13 protein-coding genes and 1 pseudogene are annotated in these 17,775 nt (G+C 72.9%); 7 read left to right on the top strand and 7 right to left on the bottom strand.

Annotated elements, in window-relative coordinates; all coding sequences use genetic code 11:
* Nucleotides 1–66: 66 nt before the first annotated feature.
* Complete coding sequence (locus WMF33_RS45135; RefSeq protein WP_437334360.1) at nt 67–711, top strand: TetR/AcrR family transcriptional regulator; 645 nt, start codon at nt 67–69, stop codon at nt 709–711.
* A 200-nt stretch (nt 712–911) separates the two neighbouring features.
* Here the strand turns inward: WMF33_RS45135 and WMF33_RS45130 are convergent, their stop codons facing one another.
* From WMF33_RS45130 to rpmG, 3 genes are all read right to left on the bottom strand, one after another.
* Complete coding sequence (locus tag WMF33_RS45130; protein ID WP_437334359.1) at nt 912–1,304, bottom strand: four-helix bundle copper-binding protein; 393 nt, start codon at nt 1,302–1,304, stop codon at nt 912–914.
* A 363-nt stretch (nt 1,305–1,667) separates the two neighbouring features.
* Complete coding sequence (locus WMF33_RS45125; RefSeq protein ID WP_437334358.1) at nt 1,668–3,986, bottom strand: heavy metal translocating P-type ATPase; 2,319 nt, start codon at nt 3,984–3,986, stop codon at nt 1,668–1,670.
* Nucleotides 3,987–4,292: 306 nt separating this feature from the next.
* A complete protein-coding gene (gene rpmG, locus WMF33_RS45120; RefSeq protein ID WP_437334357.1) occupies nt 4,293–4,463 on the bottom strand; it encodes a 50S ribosomal protein L33 in 171 nt (56 codons plus the stop codon).
* A 106-nt stretch (nt 4,464–4,569) separates the two neighbouring features.
* Here rpmG and WMF33_RS45115 point away from each other — a divergent pair, with 106 nt between their 5' ends.
* Complete coding sequence (locus WMF33_RS45115) at nt 4,570–5,067, top strand: DUF1826 domain-containing protein (RefSeq protein ID WP_437334356.1); 498 nt, start codon at nt 4,570–4,572, stop codon at nt 5,065–5,067.
* Nucleotides 5,068–5,070: 3 nt separating this feature from the next.
* On the opposite strand, the gene WMF33_RS45110 is transcribed toward WMF33_RS45115, so the two are convergent.
* A complete protein-coding gene (locus WMF33_RS45110; RefSeq protein ID WP_437334355.1) occupies nt 5,071–5,421 on the bottom strand; it encodes a hypothetical protein in 351 nt (116 codons plus the stop codon).
* Between the two features lie 419 nt (nt 5,422–5,840).
* Between WMF33_RS45110 and WMF33_RS45105 the strand changes: the two are divergent.
* From WMF33_RS45105 to WMF33_RS45095, 3 genes and pseudogenes are all read left to right on the top strand, one after another.
* Nucleotides 5,841–6,470: pseudogene (locus WMF33_RS45105) on the top strand (catalase); the annotation flags it as partial.
* Nucleotides 6,471–6,858: 388 nt separating this feature from the next.
* Nucleotides 6,859–8,454, top strand: a complete 1,596-nt coding sequence (locus tag WMF33_RS45100; protein WP_437334354.1) for a serine/threonine-protein kinase — start codon at nt 6,859–6,861, stop codon at nt 8,452–8,454.
* 146 nt (nt 8,455–8,600) lie between these two features.
* Nucleotides 8,601–9,890: an Hsp70 family protein gene (locus WMF33_RS45095; RefSeq protein ID WP_437334353.1), complete on the top strand. Its 1,290-nt coding sequence runs from the start codon at nt 8,601–8,603 to the stop codon at nt 9,888–9,890.
* 1,166 nt (nt 9,891–11,056) lie between these two features.
* On the opposite strand, the gene WMF33_RS45090 is transcribed toward WMF33_RS45095, so the two are convergent.
* Nucleotides 11,057–12,397, bottom strand: coding sequence for a metallophosphoesterase (locus tag WMF33_RS45090; RefSeq protein WP_437334352.1), 1,341 nt, complete (start codon nt 12,395–12,397; stop codon nt 11,057–11,059).
* A 657-nt stretch (nt 12,398–13,054) separates the two neighbouring features.
* On the opposite strand from WMF33_RS45090, the gene WMF33_RS45085 reads away from it, so the two are divergent.
* Nucleotides 13,055–14,476, top strand: coding sequence for a glycoside hydrolase family 6 protein (locus tag WMF33_RS45085; RefSeq protein ID WP_437334351.1), 1,422 nt, complete (start codon nt 13,055–13,057; stop codon nt 14,474–14,476).
* A gap of 292 nt (nt 14,477–14,768) precedes the next feature.
* A complete protein-coding gene (locus WMF33_RS45080) occupies nt 14,769–15,689 on the top strand; it encodes a LysR family transcriptional regulator (protein ID WP_437334350.1) in 921 nt (306 codons plus the stop codon).
* A 27-nt stretch (nt 15,690–15,716) separates the two neighbouring features.
* On the opposite strand, the gene WMF33_RS45075 is transcribed toward WMF33_RS45080, so the two are convergent.
* On the bottom strand, nt 15,717–16,796 hold the full coding sequence (locus WMF33_RS45075) for a hypothetical protein (protein ID WP_061621872.1): 1,080 nt from the start codon (nt 16,794–16,796) through the stop codon (nt 15,717–15,719).
* 92 nt (nt 16,797–16,888) lie between these two features.
* On the bottom strand, nt 16,889–17,554 hold the full coding sequence (locus tag WMF33_RS45070) for a DsbA family protein (protein WP_437334349.1): 666 nt from the start codon (nt 17,552–17,554) through the stop codon (nt 16,889–16,891).
* Nucleotides 17,555–17,775 lie beyond the last annotated feature (221 nt).

Genomic DNA, 17,775 nt, shown 5'->3' with positions numbered 1-17,775 from the left:
AGCGATGGATCTCTTATCATCCGCGGCGTTGATAAGAAATGAAAAATTCTCTAAATGGTCAGGCCCATGACGACGGGAACGCAGAGGCAAGTGCGCCGTAGACGGCGCGGCCAGCGGCTCGAGGCCGATCTGCTCGACGCGACCTGGGAGGAGCTGGTCCAGGTCGGCTTCGCGAACCTGACCATGGAATCGGTCGCCGCACGCGCTCGCACGGGGATCGCGGTCCTGTACCGTCGTTGGGCGAACAAGGACGAGCTGGTGTTCGCCGCCATCCAGCACCGCCGAGACGCAAACCCGGTCGCGGTCCCCGACACCGGCGCCCTGCGCAGCGACCTGCTCGCCCACCTGACGGCCCTGAGCGACGCCCTCGCCGGCTTCTTCGCCATCGCCGCAGCCGCCGCCTTCTCGGGGTTGCTGGCCGGCACCGGCCTGACCCCCTCGCAGATGCGCGACAAGGTCATGGACACCCAGAAGCGGCGTGTCCGCATCCTCTACCAACGCGCCCACGACCGCGGTGAGGTCAACCTCGAGCGCATTCCCTCCGCCGTGCTCGCCCTGCCGTACGACCTCGTGCGACACGACCTGCTCATGGATCTCAAGCCGCTGAAGCCCGCACGCATCCAGTCCATCGTGGACGAGCTCTTCCTGCCCCTCGTACAGAGCTTTGGAGCGCGCGAAGGCAACGCAGCACGTCGCGTTCGGCGTCGATGACGTACCGGTGGACTGGTCCCGGAGGGTACCCCGTTGGGCCACACCGGAGCGGCCTTCGCCGGCGAAACAGGCGGAAGCTATGAAAGGCGCAGCAGCGGGAGATCGAGCAGATGAGGGCGTGGCGAGCGGAATGGTATCCGGAAGAGTGGCGGCCGCGCCCGCCTCCCGAGGTACCGGCCCCCGGCGGCGCGACGGCTGGCTCAGGGGACGCTGTGGTGTCCGCCGGCCGCCCCGCCCGGCCGCATCTGCGCGACCTGCTGGCACGCGGCGGCGCAGCGGCGGCACTCGTCGGCGCAGGCCTTCATCTGCGCGTCGCCCGTGAACCGGTCACAGCTCTGAGCGCAGAGCTCGCAGATGCTCGCGCACGCGGCCGTGACCTGGTTGTGCTGCGGCGAGCTGCGCAGCAGCATCGTCCCGGTCGTCTCGCAGATCTCGGCGCAATCCTGCATGAGCCGCAGGTGCGAAGGCTCCACGTGGGAGCCGCCCATCTGGAGGCAGTGCTGGATCGTCTGGACGCAGATCGACTGGCAGCTCTGGGCATGGGCGGCCGTGTCCACGAAAGTCTTGCTCGGCGTGATTCCCTTGTGGGTCATGTGTCCCTCCTTGATTCCGATGATGCTTCTCGACGATTCGTGATCTCATGTCGTGTGCGCCTGACATGAGCCCGGCCGCCGAGTCGACAGACTTGTCGAGCTGGCCAGACCCCTCATGTCGGACTGGCCAGATTTTTCATGTCGGAGCGCTCCGTAACCGCGGCTCGGAAGGAGGCTGAACGGGCCTACGATGTCGCGACTGCTCTCGTGTCATCCTGCTCGCCCATGCGGTGAGCGGCTCACAGGCCGCTGCTCGGAGCGGGCCTGGGCGGACGGGATTCGACAGGGACGATGGATTCGATGTGACCTGTACGGTTACCTGCGCCCGACCGAGCGACCAGGCCGCCCGGTCGAGCGCGGAGGTCAGCCCGCGCGCCCGAACCGCCGCAGCCGCAGGGAGCTGAGGAGCACCGAGACGCTCGACAGGCTCATGGCCGCGCTCGCGAGGACCGGCGACAGGAGCCAGCCGGTCAGCGGGTACAGCGCGCCGGCCGCGATCGGGATGCCGACCACGTTGTAGACGAACGCCCAGAAGAGGTTCTGGCGGATGGTCCGCAGCGTCGCGCGCGCGAGCCCCAGCGCGGTGGGCAGCGCCGCGATGCCGCCGCGCAGCAGCGCGACGTCGGCCGCGGCGACCGCGATGTCGGTGCCGCTCGCGACCGCGATCCCCACGTGGGCGCCGGCGAGGGCCGGCGCGTCGTTGATGCCGTCGCCGACCATCGCGACGACGCGCCCGCGCTCCCGCTCCTCGCGCACGACGCGGGCCTTGTCCTCGGGGCGGACCTCGGCGAGCACCTCGTCGATCCCGAGCTCTCGCGCCGCCGCGCGCGCGGTCGCCCCGCGGTCGCCGGTCACCATCGCGACCCGCACGCCGAGCCGGTGCAGCGCGGCGATGGCCTCCTTGGCCTCGGGGGTCGGCAGGTCGGCGACCGCGACGAGGCCGGCGAGGCGGCCGTCGACGGCGACGAACGACGGGGTGTTCCCGTGCCGCGCGAGGCCCTCGGCGAGCTCCTCGAGCGGCGCGGCGTCGATCCCGAGCTCGGCGAGGTACCGCGCCGTGCCGATGCGCACCTCCCGCCCGTCGACGCGGGCGACCACGCCGCGGCCGGCGTCGGCGCGGAAGGCCGCGGGCGCCGCGAGCGGGAGGCCCCGGGCGCGCGCGCCCTCGACGAGCGCCTTCGCGACCGGGTGCTCGCTGCCGAGCTCCGCCGACCCGACGAGGCGCAGGAGCTCGTCCTCCGGGACGTCCGCCAGCGCCTTCACCGCGGCGAGCTGCGGCCGCCCGGCGGTGAGCGTGCCCGTCTTGTCCACGAGGACGGTGTCGACGCGGCTCGCGGCCTCGAGCGCTGCGCCGCCCTTCACGAGCACGCCGAGCTCGGCGCCGCGGCCGGTGCCCACGGCCACGGCGGCGGGCGTCGCGAGGCCCAGGGCGCAGGGGCAGGCGATCACGAGGACGGCGACGAACCGCTCGACCGCGGCGGCGAGCCCCGCCGCGCTCGGATCCGCCGCGACCCAGGCGACGAACGCGAGCGCGGCGATGCCGAGGACCACCGGGACGAAGATGCCGCTCACGGTGTCGGCGAGGCGCGCGACGGGCGCCTTCGAGCCTTGCGCCTGCTCGACCGCCTCGACGATGCGGGCGAGCGCGGTGTCGGCGCCGGTCTTCGTGATCCGCACCGTGAGCTGCCCGCTCTGGTTCAGCGTGCCGCCGAACACGGCCGCGCCGGCGCTCTTGTCGACGGGGAGGCTCTCGCCCGTGAGCATCGACTCGTCGACCGCCGAGGCGCCCGAGACGACCTCGCCGTCGCTCGGCATCCGCTCTCCCGGACGGACGCGGACGAGATCGCCGGGCGAGAGCGCCGCGGCCGGGATCTCCTCTTCCCGATCGGCGCGCAGGCGCCGCGCCGTCTTCGGCTGGAGCGCGACGAGCCCGCGCACCGCGTCGGTGAGCCGCTTGCGGGCGCGCGTCTCGAGGAGCTTGCCGAGCAGGACGAAGGTGATGATGGCCCCGGCCGCCTCGAAGTAGACGTGCGGCCGCGCGCCGTGCTCGGCGTGGGGGAAGAGCTGCGGCGCGACGACCGCGATCGCCGAGTAGACCCACGCGGCGCCGGTCCCGAGGGCCACGAGGGTGTTCATGTCGGCCGCGCGGTGCCGGAGCGCGGCCCAGGCGAGCCGGAAGAACCTGCGCCCGGGGCCGACCATCACGGCGGTCGCGAGGGCGAGCTGGACGAGCCGGCCGCCCGCGCCGTCGGCGCCCGGGATGCGGCCGTGCGACATGCCGAGGACGAGCAGCGGGACCGAGAGGGCGAGCGATATCGCGAAGTCGCGGGAGAGGGCGCGCCGCTCGCCGTCGAGGCTCTCCTCGGCGGCGGCTGCCCGGCCGACCGGGGCGGCGGCGGCGCTGTCCGGCGGGGCGGCGCGCTCCGGGACGCTGTAGCCCGCGTCCTCGATGGCGGCGACGAGCGCGCTTTCGGACGCGGCGGCCGGGTCGAAGGTGACCGTGGCCGTGCGGGTCACGAGGTTGACCTTCGCGCCGCTGACGCCGCCCGTGGCGAGCAAGGCGCGCTCGATGCGCCGGACGCAGGCGGCGCAGGTCATGCCCTCGACGGGCAGGTCGATGCGGCGGACGGCGGCCCCATCGGTGTCGTGGGGGGCGGGAACGGAGACGGATGCGGTCGACATGATCACCTCTCTGTCGACCGGTGCAGACGCAGGAGCCCTCCGCGGATTACGGCGAGGGCCCTGGAGCTCACCGCGAGCTGGCCGCCCGGCCGGTGCGCCCGCGGCTCAGGGCGCCCGGCTCGCCCGACGAACGCGGCGGCTCCTGCGCGGTGGAGAGTACCTGGACAGCTGCGTCTTCGGGGATGGCGGCCGTGGGTGGCGGGCTCGCGTCCGCGCGCGCTGCCGAGGCGCTTCGCGGCCGAGGCGCTGCGCTGCCGAGGGCCATCAGGGCCCCTCACGCGCCCGTGACGAGCTCCGGCGTCTCGTTTACTTGCCGCCCCCCTTCGAGATCTTCCCCTCCGTGAAGACCACGTGCTTGCGGGCGACGGGATCGTACTTCTTCATCTGCATCTTCTCCATCATCGTCCGTTTGTTCTTGGTCGTGTAGTAGCAGTAGCCAGTCCCCGCAGACGAGACGAGCTTGATGATATCGCGCACGCGGTGATCTCCTTATCGTCGCTCGGCGGCAAGCCGCGGCCCGGGCCCGCGGCAGCGGACCCCAGGACATGCCGGACGTAGAGCTACTACATCACCCGGAGTACTGATGCAACTTGGTTGCATCAAAGGCGCCTCCCGTGACATCAGCGCGCCGGACGTCGCGGCGCTGGCTGCCGGAGCGCCTCACGCTTCCGGGCGTGACGCCTTCCTCGACGACGTGCGCGGCTTGGTCTCGCTCTTCGCGGATCTCACCGGCCGCCCGCGGATCGGCGTGCGGCTCGCGCGGCTCGACAAGCCCATGTGCCCTCGTCTCCACGCCGACATGGTGACCGTCCGCCTGGTGACCACCTATGTCGGGCCGGGGACCGAGTGGGCAGAGCACGCGGACGTCCGGCGGGACCGGCTCGGACACCGCTCGAACGGCGTCCCCGACGAGGTCTCGGGGGTGCTGCGCGCCGGCGCGCGCCTCCGCCGGATGGCTCCGTTCGACGTCGGGCTGCTCAAGGGCGAGGCCTGGCCAGGCAACCGGGACCGCGGCGCGGTGCGCCGGTCGCCGCCCGGAGCGTCGCCGCGCGTCGTCCTGACGCTCGACGCCCTGGCTTGAGCGCTACGCCATCAGCTGGACGCTGCCGTGATGGTCGCAGTGCCCGCCGTGCGGGTGGTGCAAGTGGCCGTCGACGAGGAAGTCCACGTGATCTCCGTGAGGGACCGCGGGGTGCCCGCACCCATCGCCGTGCTCGTGCTTCACGTCATGCCCTGAGCACGCATGGCTCGGGGTACACTGCGCAGGATTGTCGTCGTCCACCGAGAGGACGTGCTCGTCGACATGATCGCCATGCCGGTGATGCAGGTGGCCGTCGTGCAGGTAGTCGACGTGGTCACCGTGACGTATCGCCTGGTGTCCGCACGCCTGGCCGTGATCGTGCGCATGCTCGTGGTGGGTCGCGTGGTCCTTCATGCTGTTCTCCTTATCGAGCGACGGGGAAACGCAATCGAGCGACGGGGAAACGCACCTCGGGAACAGGAAGAGGCTGCTTGCCTCGGCCTTGGAAGGTCCGACCTCCCGGCGGCTGTCACCCACTGGGGACGAGGGGACACTTGTTATCTAGCCTACGCCAGCGGCGTGCGCCGGCCATCCAATTTTCTCCTGGGGCCGCAGTCGCCTGGACGGGCTCGCCTCCCGGCCAGCCTCGCCGCGCCTCCACGTGCCAGCACACGACCGTGCTGGACGCGCCCGCACCGAGGCGCCCCGCATGGGCGGGGTGCCAGACCCGCGCGTCCCTCAACTCCGCCGTTCTTGTGGCAATTCCCCTCATCGCTGGCCCCGACAGGCCACGTATGGTTTCTCTCCATGAGTGTCCGTGTTCCAGGAAGCGACCAGGACGACAAGTAAAGGCCCTTGGAGCCGTGCGGTCCCGCCCCGAGGGCATGCACCTCACCACGAGGTACACGAAGGCCAGGTTCCTCCAGGACCCGTCGATCAAGACCCCGGTGTTCGTGCGGTTCTCCACCGTCGCCGGCTCGCGCGGCTCCGCGGACACGGTGCGCGACGTGCGCGGCTTCGCCGTGAAGTTCTACACGCAGGAGGGGAATTTCGATCTCGTCGGCAACAACATGCCCGTCTTCTTCATTCAAGACGGCATCAAGTTCCCGGACGTGGTGCACGCGGCCAAGCTCCACTGGAAGCCGCTCCTCGGCGTCCACTCGCTGGTCTGGGACGAGGCGCAGAAGCTCGCGGGCAAGGACCCGGACTTCCACCGCCGCGACCTCTGGGAGGCCATCGAGACGGGCGACCATCCCGAGTACGAGCTCGGCGTCCAGATCATCGAGGAAGAACAGGCGGGCACGCTGGGCTTCGACCGCCTCGACGCGACGAAGCTCGTCCCGGAGGAGGTCATCCCGGTGAAGAGCGTCGGCGAGCTCGTGCTCCACCGCAACCCGACCACCTTCTTCGCGGAGACGGAGCAGGTCGCCTTCTGCGCACAGAACGTCGTGCCCGGGATCGAGCTCCTGCGCGCGCGGCATCGACGGGGCGCGATCCGGCGTGGTCACGCGCTCGGGCGGCGCGAGCTTCGTCGCGTCGTTCATCGACGCCATCCGACGGCACCGCCACTGGGGCCGGGAAGACCTCCAGGCCATCCCCGCCTGACGCCGGCGGGCGCCGCGCGGGGCTGGAAGGCGGCATGTAGGCCGGAAGGCGCCCTGCGAGGCTGGAAGGCGGCGTGTAGGCCGGAAGGCGCCGCGCGAGGCTGGAAATCGCCTGGCGAGGCTGGAAAAGCGCGCGTGAGCCGGAAGGCGCCGCGCGGCCCCGGCGCGGTCGGCCAGCGCCGCGCGGCACGTCCGTCGTGGCCGATCCGTCGCGCCGGGGCCTGCTTCTCGTCTAGACTGCCGGTCGATGGTCGAGCTAGCCAGGCACGCCGACCCGGACCAGGCGCGGCAGGCACCCCCGGAGAGACCCACCCGACGCTGCCCCGCGTGCGGCGTCCGGTACCCGCTCGACTTCCTCGTCTGCCCCATCGACGCGACCACGCTGGAGCTCCAGGGCGTCACCGCGACCGACCCGATGGTCGGCGAGCTGCTCGCGGGGAGCTTCTGCATCACCGGCGTGATCGGCGCGGGCGGCATGGGCCGCGTCTACGTCGCCGAGCACATCCGCCTGCCGAAGCGCTTCGCCGTCAAGGTGCCGCACGAGCACTTCGCCAGCCACCGCGAGGCGATGGCGCGCTTCGAGCGCGAGGCGCAGACGATCGCGCGCGTCGGCAACGAGCACGTGATCGACGTCGTGGACGTGGTGCGCCTCAAGGACGGGCGCCCGTGCATGGTGACCGAGCTGCTCAAGGGCGAGGACCTCGGCAGCCTCCTCGATCAGGTCGGCAAGCTGCCGCTCCCGACCGCCATCACCATCTCGCGCCAGGTCTGCCGGGGCCTCGCCGCGGCCCACGCCGCCGGCGTCGTCCACCGCGATCTCAAGCCGTCGAACCTGTTCCTCGTCCGGCGCGAGGGGGGCAGCATCCACGTGAAGATCCTCGATTTCGGGGTGGCTAAGGTGCTCGACGGCGCCGATCTCACCCGCACGGGCTCGGTGGTCGGCACGCCGCAGTACATGGCGCCGGAGCAGGCGCGAGGCTCGGCCGAGGTCGACTCCCGCGCGGACATCTACGCGGTCGGCGCGGTGCTGTACCGCATGCTCACCGGCGAGCGCCCCTTCCCCGAGGAGGAGCCGGCCCGGACCATGATCCGCCTGCTCACCGAGGACCCGCGGCGCCCGCGCGACATCGACAAGAACATCCCGGAGGGGCTCGAGGCGCTGGTCCAGCGCGCCATGGCCCGGACGCGCGAGGATCGGCCGCCGTCCGCGCAGGAGCTCGATCGCCTGCTCGCGGACTTCGACATGCAGGACCCGTTGGGGCCGGCGCGCGCGCTCGCCACGGCCGTGACCGAGGGCGCCCCGAACGACGAGATCGCGACCGTGGTCATCCCGAACGCCCAGGGGCAGACGGCGGACGACGTGACGCGCAGGGCGCGGCGCGCCCGGCCGGTCGCGCTGCTCCTCGCCTTCGCGGTGAGCCTCGCCGCGGGCGCGGCGGTCTTCACGAGCGCGGCGATGGTCCTGCGCATGGTCTACGGCATCACCGAGCGGCGGGCGCTCAGCGAGACCGAGATCCTCATCGCCGGGGGCGTCGCGGGGGCGCTCTCGCTCGTCGCGCTCGCCGGCACGATCCGGGTCGTCATCGGGCGCTGGCGGAGCGGGCCGGCCATGGAGCGCCTCGGCAAGGGGCTCCTCTCGGCGCTCCGGTGGCTGTTCCTCTCGTGCGGCGCCCTCGCGCTCGGCGCCGCGGCCTACAACGCGTTCGCGCTGCCGATCCCCGCGCTCGGGCTCGAGCCGAGCGACTGGCTCGGGTGGATCGACGTCGGCGTGGTCGCGCTGCCGACGCTGATGGCGCTCGTCGCGCTCGGCGTGGCGCTGCGGCGGGTGACGCGCGTGTCCTGACCGCCGCGCTCGCCGGGGTGGGGCGGCGAAATCCGGTCATCCCGCGAGCCCGCCAGCATTCTCTCATGCATTCGACAGCTTGTAAATAGGCGGTCGAATCGGCGAGATCCGCGGGCCCGCGAAGCACCCCACGAGGAGGCGAGATCATGTCCGCACGATTCAGGCCCGAGGTGTATGCCGTCGATTTCGGTACCTCCAACTCGCTGCTCTCGGCGGCCAGCGCGGAGGCGACCTGCCCGCCCATCCCGCTCGACGACGCGGCGGCCGACCCGACCGTCCTCCGCAGCCTGCTCTTCTTCGGGCAACAGCGGTTCTCCTGCGGGGCGGCGGCGATCGGCGACTTCGTCGCGAACGGCATGCAGGGCCGCTTCATCCGATCGATCAAGAAATACCTGCCCGACCGGAGCTTCTCCGGCACGCAGATCGGGCACCGGGTCGTCACCATCGAGGACCTGATCGGCCGCTTCCTGCGGGAGATGCGCGACCGGGCGAACCGCCACTTCGACGCGGACGTCGGCCGCGTCGTGCTGGGCAGGCCGGCGAAGTTCTCGACCGACCCGGCGGACGACCGCCTCGCCGAGGAGCGGCTCGAGCGGGCGGCGCGGATCGCCGGCTTTCGCGAGGTCTTCTTCTGCCCCGAGCCGGTCGCCGCCGCGCACGACTTCCACCTGGAGCTCGACCGCGGCGCCGTCGTCCTCGTCGCCGACTTCGGCGGCGGGACGTCCGATTACACGATCGTCAGGATGCGGCCGGAGGGGTTCGCGCCGTCCGACGTGCTCTCGCTCGGCGGCGTCTCCATCGCCGGGGACGCGCTCGACGGCAGCCTCATGCGCCACAAGATCGCCCGCCACTTCGGCGCCGAGGTCACCTACCGCGTCCCGCTCGGCTCGAACCAGCTGACCATGCCCCGGCCCATCGTCGAGAAGCTCTGCTCCCCGGCCGACATGACGGTGCTCCAGCACCGCGACGTGCTCGCCTTCCTCCGCGACGTGAAGGCGTGGTCGCTCGGGGCCGAGGACCGGCAGCGCATGGACAACCTGCTCTGCCTGGTGGAAGACTCGCTGGCGTTCCGCGTGTTCGAGGAGATCGAGCGCAGCAAGTGCGCGCTGTCCAGCGAGGCGGTCGCGGAGTTCCGCTTCGATTACCCGTCCATGCACCTCCGCGAGCGCATCGCCCGCGAAGAGTTCGAGGCCGGGAGCGAGCGGCAGATCGACGCGGTCCTACGGGCGCTCGACCAGACGGTGCAGGACGCCGGCCTGTCGTTCGACGGGGTCGACGTCGTGTGCTGCACGGGCGGGACCGCCAGGGTGCCGGCCCTCCGGCGCGGCATCGAGCGGCGGTTCGGCCAGGGCAAGGTGCGGCAGCTGCGGAGCTTCCACTCGGTCGTGCAGGGGCTGGCCGAGCGGGCGCGCAGCCTCGCCGCCGCGTCCGCCTGATGGGGCGCCGGCCGCGCCCGGCTGGGGCAAGCCCTCGCCAGGCGACGACACGGCCGCGCCCGGCGAGGGGGCGGCCTCGCCGCGCGCCGAGGACGCGGGGCCATCGAGCCAGCGGGGATCGCCCTCGACGACCCACGGGTACGCCTCGTGGAGCGCGCGCTCCATCCGGCCGCCATAGCTGTGGCCGGCGCCCTCGGCGTGCAGGACGCGCGCGGCGACGCCGCCGCGCTCGAGCGTCGCCTGCGTCTTGCGCGCCTGCGCCGCGCAGTCGGCCCGCCCGCACGCGAGCAGCACCCGCGCCCCGCCGCCGCTGCGAAAGCGCCGCGCGGTGCCCAGCGTCCACTCGCCGAAGCCGCCGTAGCCGCCCTCGATCAGCGCCGCCCGCGCGAAGCGCGCGGGGTGCCCGGGCAAGAGCAGCGCGCCCATGATCGCGCCCTGCGAGAACCCCGCGTAGATCGGGTCGCGGAGATCCACCCGGTCCCCGAAGCGGCTCGACAGCGCCGAGACCGCCGCGGCGACCTCGCGGCTCAGCGCGTAGTGGTCCGGGTAATAGAAGATCCGGCCGCCGTCCGGCATGCGGGCGTCGATGGGCTTGCCGCGCGGGCAGAGCACGAACCCGGCCCCCCGCACCATCGCGCGCCAGATCTCGCAGTGCCACTCGGGCCGATCGCCCGCGCCGTGGGCGACGACGAGCACCGGCCGCGGCCCCTCGCCGCGCGGCGGCACGACCACCGCGGGCCCGAAGCCGGGAACGTCGAGCGCGACGAGCGCAGCCTCCTCCGCGGGCGGCGGGGGCTCGGGCGCGGGGGCGGGCGCGTCCTCCGGCGGGTCGACGGGGGCCTCGCTGCGGCCCACCGGCGCGAGCGGCGCGGCCGCGCACCCGCCGGCGAAGGCGAGGATCGCGAGCCCTCGCAGGGTGACCGCCCGTCGCGGGCCCCGGCTCGGCAGCGCTCGTCGGCTCGTCAGCGCTCGTCGGCTCGTGGCGCTCATCGCGCCTCAGAACCTGAACACCCGCGGCGCGAGGATCAAGAACCGGAGAAGGTGCCTTATCCCGAAATACATCGAGAACCTTCGGCGGGGCGCGAGCGCCCGGAGATCGCCGCGCTCTGGGCCGCGCGCGGGCGGCGCGCGACAGGCGGGCTCAGCGACGGGAGCGCGGCGCCGCGTCAGGCGGAGACGAGCACGATGCGGCTCACCTCGGGGGGCGCGCCGATGCGCGCCGGCGGGCCGGCGGTGCCGAAGCCTCGGTTGATGTAGAGGTGCGAGCCGCCGCGCTGGTAGAGCCCGGCGACATAGCCGTGGGGGAGCACCAGGTCGGCGGGCCGGACGAGCAGGTTGACCTGGCCGCCGTGGGTGTGGCCGCTGAGCTGCAAGGCCACCTCGCCGGCGGCGTCCGGGAAGAACACCGGGTTGTGGCAGAGCAAGACGCGCGGCAGGTCGCGGGGCACGTCGGCGAGCGCCCGGCCGAGGTCGGGGCCGCCGCCGGGCACGCGCCCTCGCGCCCACACGTCGTCGACGCCGAGCAGCGCGAACGCGCCGCCGGCCCCTCCGACGACGCGCCCCCGGTTGCTCAGCACGCGGGCGCCGCCGCGCTCCAGCGCGTCGAGCGCGGCGTCGATGCCGGCGAAGTGATCATGGTTGCCCGGGATCGCCGCGACCCCCTCCCGGGCGAGCGGGCCGAGCCGCCGGGTGAGCCGCCCGAGGTGCTCGGCATACCGAGGATCGAAATCGATGAGATCGCCCGTCATCACGATGAGATCTGCGCGCGCCTTGCGCACGAGATCCTCGGCGGCGCGCATCTCCGGCTCGCCCACGAACAGCCCGAGGTGGATGTCCGACAGCTGCACGATGGAGAAGCCGTCGAGGCTGCGCGGCAAGCCCGGTATCGGAATCGCGACCTCTTCAATGACGTAGTCGTGCCGCCCGACGAGCGCGCCATACACCGCGCTGCCGCCCCCGATGAGGAAGGCCGAGCCGGCGGCCCCGTTGGCGAGGAAGGCGCGGCGCGGGAGCGCCGGCGGAGCGGCCGGCAGCAGCGGGAGCGGCGCGGCGCGGGGCGGGAGCGGCGCGGCGCGGGGCGGGAGCGGCTCGCCCGCGCCGCCGGCCTCGGTGCGCTCCGCGTCCTCGCCAGGGCGGGGCGCCGCGTCCGCGGGGCCGTCCGCCGCGTCGGCGGCGCGCGCCGCCGCTCTGGCGCGCGTGAGCGCGGCGCGCGCGAGCCGCGCGATCAGCCGACCGAGGTCCACGATGCCGAGCAGCACCGCGGAGAGCAGGACGGTGAGCGAGAGGATGTTGCTCAGGAGCACCGTCCCGCGGACCACGCCGTCGGGCAGCGCGCCCCGCCAGAGCCGCGCGGAGATCATCGCCAGCACGGCGGCGGCGAGCAGGCCGGCGAGCGCGCGCCGGCCGCGCGGGCCCAGGCCGAGCAGGCCGGAGGCGCGCCGGTGCACGTACACGCCCAGGGGGCCGAGGACGGCGATGAGGATCAGCGAGACGACGAGGAAGCGCATGGCGGGCTCTGCGGGGCAGGGGGGACCGAAGCCTAACCGATCGGCGACGACCGGCCAGAAGCCGCCCCGCGACGGCGCGGCGATGGATCGCGGTTTGGGGCGCGCCGCGGGCGAGCGCTGCACTCCCCACGATCACGGCAGGACGCGCCGCCCGGCGCAGCGCGTGCCCCGGTGCCTCCCTGCGTCACCGCACGTCCGACTCTCCGCCTGATCTGGGCACGTCGCCTCAGAGAGCGGTGAGACCACAGTCGATGATGCACTTGGAAATCAACCCGAAACAGTTCTGCTCGTCTGCTATGTCACTTCTGGACGCAGCCGCCGCACGCCCCCTGTCTCGACGATTGCGCGCTGCGTTGCGCCGGCGTCGATCCTCTCGCAGCGTGTTCTCCCGTGAAACGCAGCGTGCGGGCCGCTGTTGAACGCGGCTGTGACGCGCTCGTGACGCGCGCCGGAGCGCGTCGAGCGTCGCGAGGCGACGGACATTTCTATTCGCTGTGAAAAAAGGGACCGCGCGGCAGACTTACGATGAGAAGACGCGGACATGGCAAAGCCGTCGTTTGTTCTTGCCCCAGCGAAACTGTTGGTCTAGATTCGCCCCGCCATTTTTCGATATGTTGGATTTGCCTGGTTTCTTCAGAAGTAGGTGAAAGGCTTAATATGCTGAGAAGGAATTCGCATCAGCTCGGGACGGCAAAGTGGGTTGCGGTCCTCCTCGCGACCGCCGCCTTCGCGGCGTGCTCGGGTGACAACGGCGGGGGCAACGACGGAGAGGGCGGCGCGGGCGCTGGCACCCCCGCGGGCGGCACCGGCGCGGGCTCCCCGGCGGGCGGCACCGGCGCGGGCTCCCCGGCGGGCGGCACCGGCGCGGGCTCCCCGGCGGGCGGCACCGGCGCGGGCTCCCCGGCGGGCGGCACCGGCGCGGGCAGCCCCACCAGCACGAGCACGACGGCCTCGGGCGGCAACTGCACCGGAACGGTCGACATCTCGGCGCCGAACGGCAACCCGTTCGAGGGTGGCACGCTGTTCGTGGACCCGGAGTACGTCGCGAAGGTCCAGTCGTCGATCGACAAGACGACGGACACGGCCCTCGTCGAGAAGATGAAGAAGGTCCAGCAGATCCCGACCGCGTTCTGGCTCGACCGGATCGCGGCGGTCGACCGCCTCGAGGGGCACCTCGACGCCGCGCTCGCGCTCCAGAACCAGATCTGCGAGCCGGTCGTTCCGGTCATCGTCGTGTACGACCTGCCGAACCGCGATTGCTTCGCCGAGGCCTCGAACGGCGAGCTCCGGGTCGAGAACGGCGGTGTCCAGCGGTACAGGGAAGAGTTCATCGATCGGATCGCCGCGATCCTCGCCGCGCGTCCGAACCAGCGCATCGTCGCGATCATCGAGCCCGACTCGCTCCCCAACCTCGCGACGAACCTGGGCAAGAAGGACTGCACCCCGGAGACGGAGACGGCCTACCGGGAGAACGTCGCGTACGCGCTCCAGAAGCTCAACATGTCGCACGTGTACCAGTACATCGACGCGGCGCACTCGGGCTGGCTCGGGTGGCCTGACAACCAGAAGAAGGGCGCCAAGATCTTCGCCGACGTCATCAAGGCCGCCGGCAACCCGGCCGGCGTCCGCGGCTTCGCGACCAACGTCGCGAACTACACGCAGCTCAAGTACACCTCGGAGAGCTACGATCAGCAGAGCAACCCCTGCTTCGGCGAGTACGACTATGTCAACGCCATGGGCACGGCGCTGGCTGCTGAAGGCCTCGGGGACAAGCACTTCATCATCGACACGAGCCGCAACGGCGTCGGCAACATCCGGGCGGACTGGGGCTACTGGTGCAACAACATCGGCGCCGGCATGGGCGAGCGGCCCCGGGCCAACCCGGGCGGCGCGACGCGCCTCGACGCCTTCTACTGGGTCAAGCCGCCGGGTGACTCCGACGGCACCGCGGACAAGAACGCCGAGCGCTACGACCTGTTCTGCGGCTACGAGGACGCAGACCAGCGCGCGCCGGAGGCGGGCTTCTGGTTCCACGAGTACTTCGTGGAGTGCGTGAAGAACGCCAACCCGCCGCTCTGATCGGCGTCGTCGGCGGGCGAAAGGCCGTGACGAGCGCGCTCGATCGAGCTTGATCGAGCGCGCGCCGGCGGCCGGGGCAGGCGAGGAGCGTAGAAAAAAGGGGTCTACCCGCCCGCGGGCCGCGCGGCCGGCCGGAGGGTAGACCCCTTGAAAAGACGCTCCTCGCCTGTCCCGGCCGCCGCGCTGTTTTTGTCGAGCGCACCGGGGCGGGAGGCCCGCGGCCGGAGGCCGGCGAGAGGCGGCCGGCGCGACGTCGAGCGACGCGCGGCGGGCCGTGGCATGGTCGCGCGCCGTGCACGACTCCATCACGCTCGACCAGCTGCGCACGTTCATCGCGGTCGCCGACGAGGGCAGCTTCTCGGCCGCGGCCAGGAAGCTCCGCCGCGTCCAGTCGGCCGTGAGCCACGCGATGGCCAACCTGGAGGGCCAGCTCGGGGTCGTCCTCTGGGACCGATCGACCCGGATCCCGGCGCTCACGGAGCACGGCCGCGTCCTGCTCGGCGCCGCGCGGCGGGTGTGCGCCGACGCGGACGCGCTCAGCAGCGCGGCGCAGCGGCTCGCCGGCGGCCTCGACCCGCTCGTCTCGCTGTGCGTCGACGCGGTCTTTCCGCTCTCCGCGCTCGTCGATCTCTGCGTCGAGTTCGCCCGCGTCTACCCCACCGTGGAGCTCGTCGTGCACACCGAGACCATGTCCGCCGTCGCCGATCGGGTCCTCGACGGGACCTGCCAGCTCGGGGTCGTGGGCCCGGCGGCGGCGGCGCAGGGCCTCGAGCGCCGGCACCTCACCTCGGTGCGCATGGTGCCCGTCGTCGGCGAGGCGCACCCGCTCGCGGCCGCCCAGCGGCGCGAAGGGCGCGTCGCCACCGATCAGCTGCGCGAGCACGTGCAGATCGTGCTGAGCGAGCGCGGCGGGGCGCGCTCGCCGGAGCAGGCCGTGCTGTCGCCGCGCACCTGGCGCGTCGTGGATCTCCAGACCAAGCGAGAGCTCCTTTGCGCGGGTCTCGGGTGGGGCAACCTGCCAGAGCACATGATCCGCGAGGATCTCAGGACCGGACGCCTGGTTCGCCTCCGGCCGGAGGCGTGGGGGGAAGACGAGCACCTCCTGTCGCTGGCCGTGGTCCACCGGCCGGCGCTCGTGCTGGGGCCGGCGGGGCAGTGGGTGCTGAAGCGCCTCGTCGAGCTCTGCTGCGAGCACGTGGGGGGGCCGCGCTGACCGCCGCCGCCGGCGGGAGGGCGGCGGTCAGAGCGAGAGGCGCGAGAGCAGCTCGTTCACGCGGATCGCGGCCGCGACGCTCCCGGTGTCGTGCGCGTAGTCCATGGCCGCGAACAGGTGGGTCTGCTCGAGGTCGAGCCGCTCCGGCGAGCGCTCGAGGAGCCCCACGTAGTGCTCGAAGAAGCGGCGCTGGTCGAACTGCGTGCGCTTCAGCGCGGCGTGGCGCACGGTCGCGTGCAGCGCGAAGCGGCCCGCGAGCGGCTCCTGCACGAGCCGGAAGCGGCGGAGCGACGCGAGCGCGTCCCCGGCGCTCCGCCCCGCCCGCGCCAGCGTCGCGAGCGAGGCCTCGTCGATGTGGTCGCCGTTCGAGTGCGAGAGCACCGCGAGCATCCGCCGCGCCGCCGGCGAGAGCTCGCGGAAGATCCAGGCGACGAGCAGGCCGACCTCGGGGAGGTCGTCCTCGTGATCGATGACCTGCACGCGGTCGACGCCGCCCGCCACGAGCCAGCGGTGGAGCTCGTCGACGTCGGCCGCGCCGCTCGCGACGATGGCGTCGGCGAGCTCCAGGGAGACCGGGTTCCAGCGGAGCAGGCGGGTCAGCGAGGCGACCGCGGGGAAGGGGCTCTGCCCCGAGGTCACGAGCGGCGCGATGACCGGGAAGATCGAGACGCCGGCCACGAGGCAGCGCCGCGCCGTGATGACCCACGTCACCGCCTCGCCGCGGAGGTCGTCGAGCAGCTCGGCGACGGCGCGGTCGTGCTCGTGGTTGTCGAGCACGATGAGCATCTCCCCGAGCGCGCGCAGGCGGCGCCGCAGCGCCGGCAGCGAGGGCGACGGCCCGGCCCCGAAGCGGAGCGACAGCATCCCGAGCAGCGTGCGCGCGTCCCAGGCGCCGACCCGGAACCAGTGGATCCCGCCGGGGAGCTCGGCCGCGAGCTTGTGCCCGAGCGCGCAGGCGAGCGTCGACTTGCCGCTGCCGCCCGTGCCGACGAGCGCGAGGCGCGTCGGGCGCGAGGCGCGCACGGTCGAGAGGAGCGTCGCGAGCTCGCGCCGGCGGCCGTGCAGCGAGGGGGGGCGGGGAGGGAACACGAGCGGCGAGGCGGTCATCCCCGCGCGAGCGTACCAAAAACCGCGCGCGGGGCCGGTCCATGTTGCGGCCGCCGCGCGGCTCTGATCGCCGCGCCGCCGCGCCGCCGCGCTCACCCGCGCGGGCGCGGCGCGCGCAGGAGCTGCTCGATCGCGCGGGAGATCGGCTCCGGCGACATCGAGGTGAGGCGGAGCCGGCGGAGCCCCTCGCCCTGGCGGCTCAGGAACAGCGCCGGCACGCCGTGGACCTGGAGGCGCGCGGCCTCGGCCCGCGCGGCCTCGAGCTGCTGCGCGACCTCCCCGCTGTCGCGCTGCGCCATCGCCCGCGCGGCGTCGACGCCCGGCAGCTCGGAGGCGATGCGCAGCAGGAGCTCGTCCGTGATCGGCGGGCGCTCGCGCGCCTGGATCCGGAAGAAGCGGTCGACGAACTCCCAGAGCCGATCCTGCGCTCCGACCGCCGCGGCCATGCGCGCGGCCTGCACGGAGCCCGGCCCGAGGAACGTGAGGTTCCGGAACACGAGCTTCACCTGGCTCGTGCGCACGTGACGATCGAGGATCACGGGCAGGACCTCGAGCGCGTAATCCCGGCAATGGGAGCATCGAAGATCGGAGAACTCGACAAGCGTGATCGGCGCGTTCGGATCCCCGAGGACGACGCCGTCCTGGGGAATGCCGGAAAAGAGGTCGAGGCCCGCGCTCACCGCGCCGGTGGCCTCCTGTTCCGGCGCCTCTCCGGCGCCGTAACAGGCCGGGATCCCGAGCAGGATCGCGGCGAGCAAGGCGCCGCGCCGCGCCGCGCCGCCAGGGTGTGCTTTGCGTGAATGAGCGAGTGCGTGTCGTTCGATCGTCTCGGGCTTCATTCGACGACACACGGCACGAACCGTACCCCCCGCGCGGCGCTGCGCCGGAAATGCTTTCACGCGCATCCCGGTAAAGCGTGCTTGGCGAGGACCTCCGGGCGAGGAGGGACTCCCCGGCGGCGCGGGCGCTCGGCCGGGCC

It is taken from the genome of Sorangium sp. So ce394, from assembly GCF_051474665.1.
Lineage (GTDB): Bacteria > Myxococcota_A > Polyangia > Polyangiales > Polyangiaceae > Sorangium > Sorangium cellulosum_D.
Note: the sequence above shows the minus strand (reverse complement) of the source record. Positions and strands in the feature narration are given on the sequence as shown.

What these genes read in the sequence shown, in the direction of transcription:
- WMF33_RS45135 (WP_437334360.1), top strand. Translation starts at nt 67, where the DNA reads ATGACGACGGGAACGCAGAGGCAAGTGCGCCGTAGACGGCGCGGCCAG.
- WMF33_RS45130 (WP_437334359.1), bottom strand. Translation starts at nt 1,304, where the DNA reads ATGACCCACAAGGGAATCACGCCGAGCAAGACTTTCGTGGACACGGCC.
- WMF33_RS45125 (WP_437334358.1), bottom strand. Translation starts at nt 3,986, where the DNA reads ATGTCGACCGCATCCGTCTCCGTTCCCGCCCCCCACGACACCGATGGG.
- WMF33_RS45115 (WP_437334356.1), top strand. Translation starts at nt 4,570, where the DNA reads ATGCAACTTGGTTGCATCAAAGGCGCCTCCCGTGACATCAGCGCGCCG.
- WMF33_RS45110 (WP_437334355.1), bottom strand. Translation starts at nt 5,421, where the DNA reads ATGAAGGACCACGCGACCCACCACGAGCATGCGCACGATCACGGCCAG.
- WMF33_RS45100 (WP_437334354.1), top strand. Translation starts at nt 6,859, where the DNA reads ATGGTCGAGCTAGCCAGGCACGCCGACCCGGACCAGGCGCGGCAGGCA.
- WMF33_RS45095 (WP_437334353.1), top strand. Translation starts at nt 8,601, where the DNA reads ATGTCCGCACGATTCAGGCCCGAGGTGTATGCCGTCGATTTCGGTACC.
- WMF33_RS45090 (WP_437334352.1), bottom strand. Translation starts at nt 12,397, where the DNA reads ATGCGCTTCCTCGTCGTCTCGCTGATCCTCATCGCCGTCCTCGGCCCC.
- WMF33_RS45085 (WP_437334351.1), top strand. Translation starts at nt 13,055, where the DNA reads ATGCTGAGAAGGAATTCGCATCAGCTCGGGACGGCAAAGTGGGTTGCG.
- WMF33_RS45075 (WP_061621872.1), bottom strand. Translation starts at nt 16,796, where the DNA reads ATGACCGCCTCGCCGCTCGTGTTCCCTCCCCGCCCCCCCTCGCTGCAC.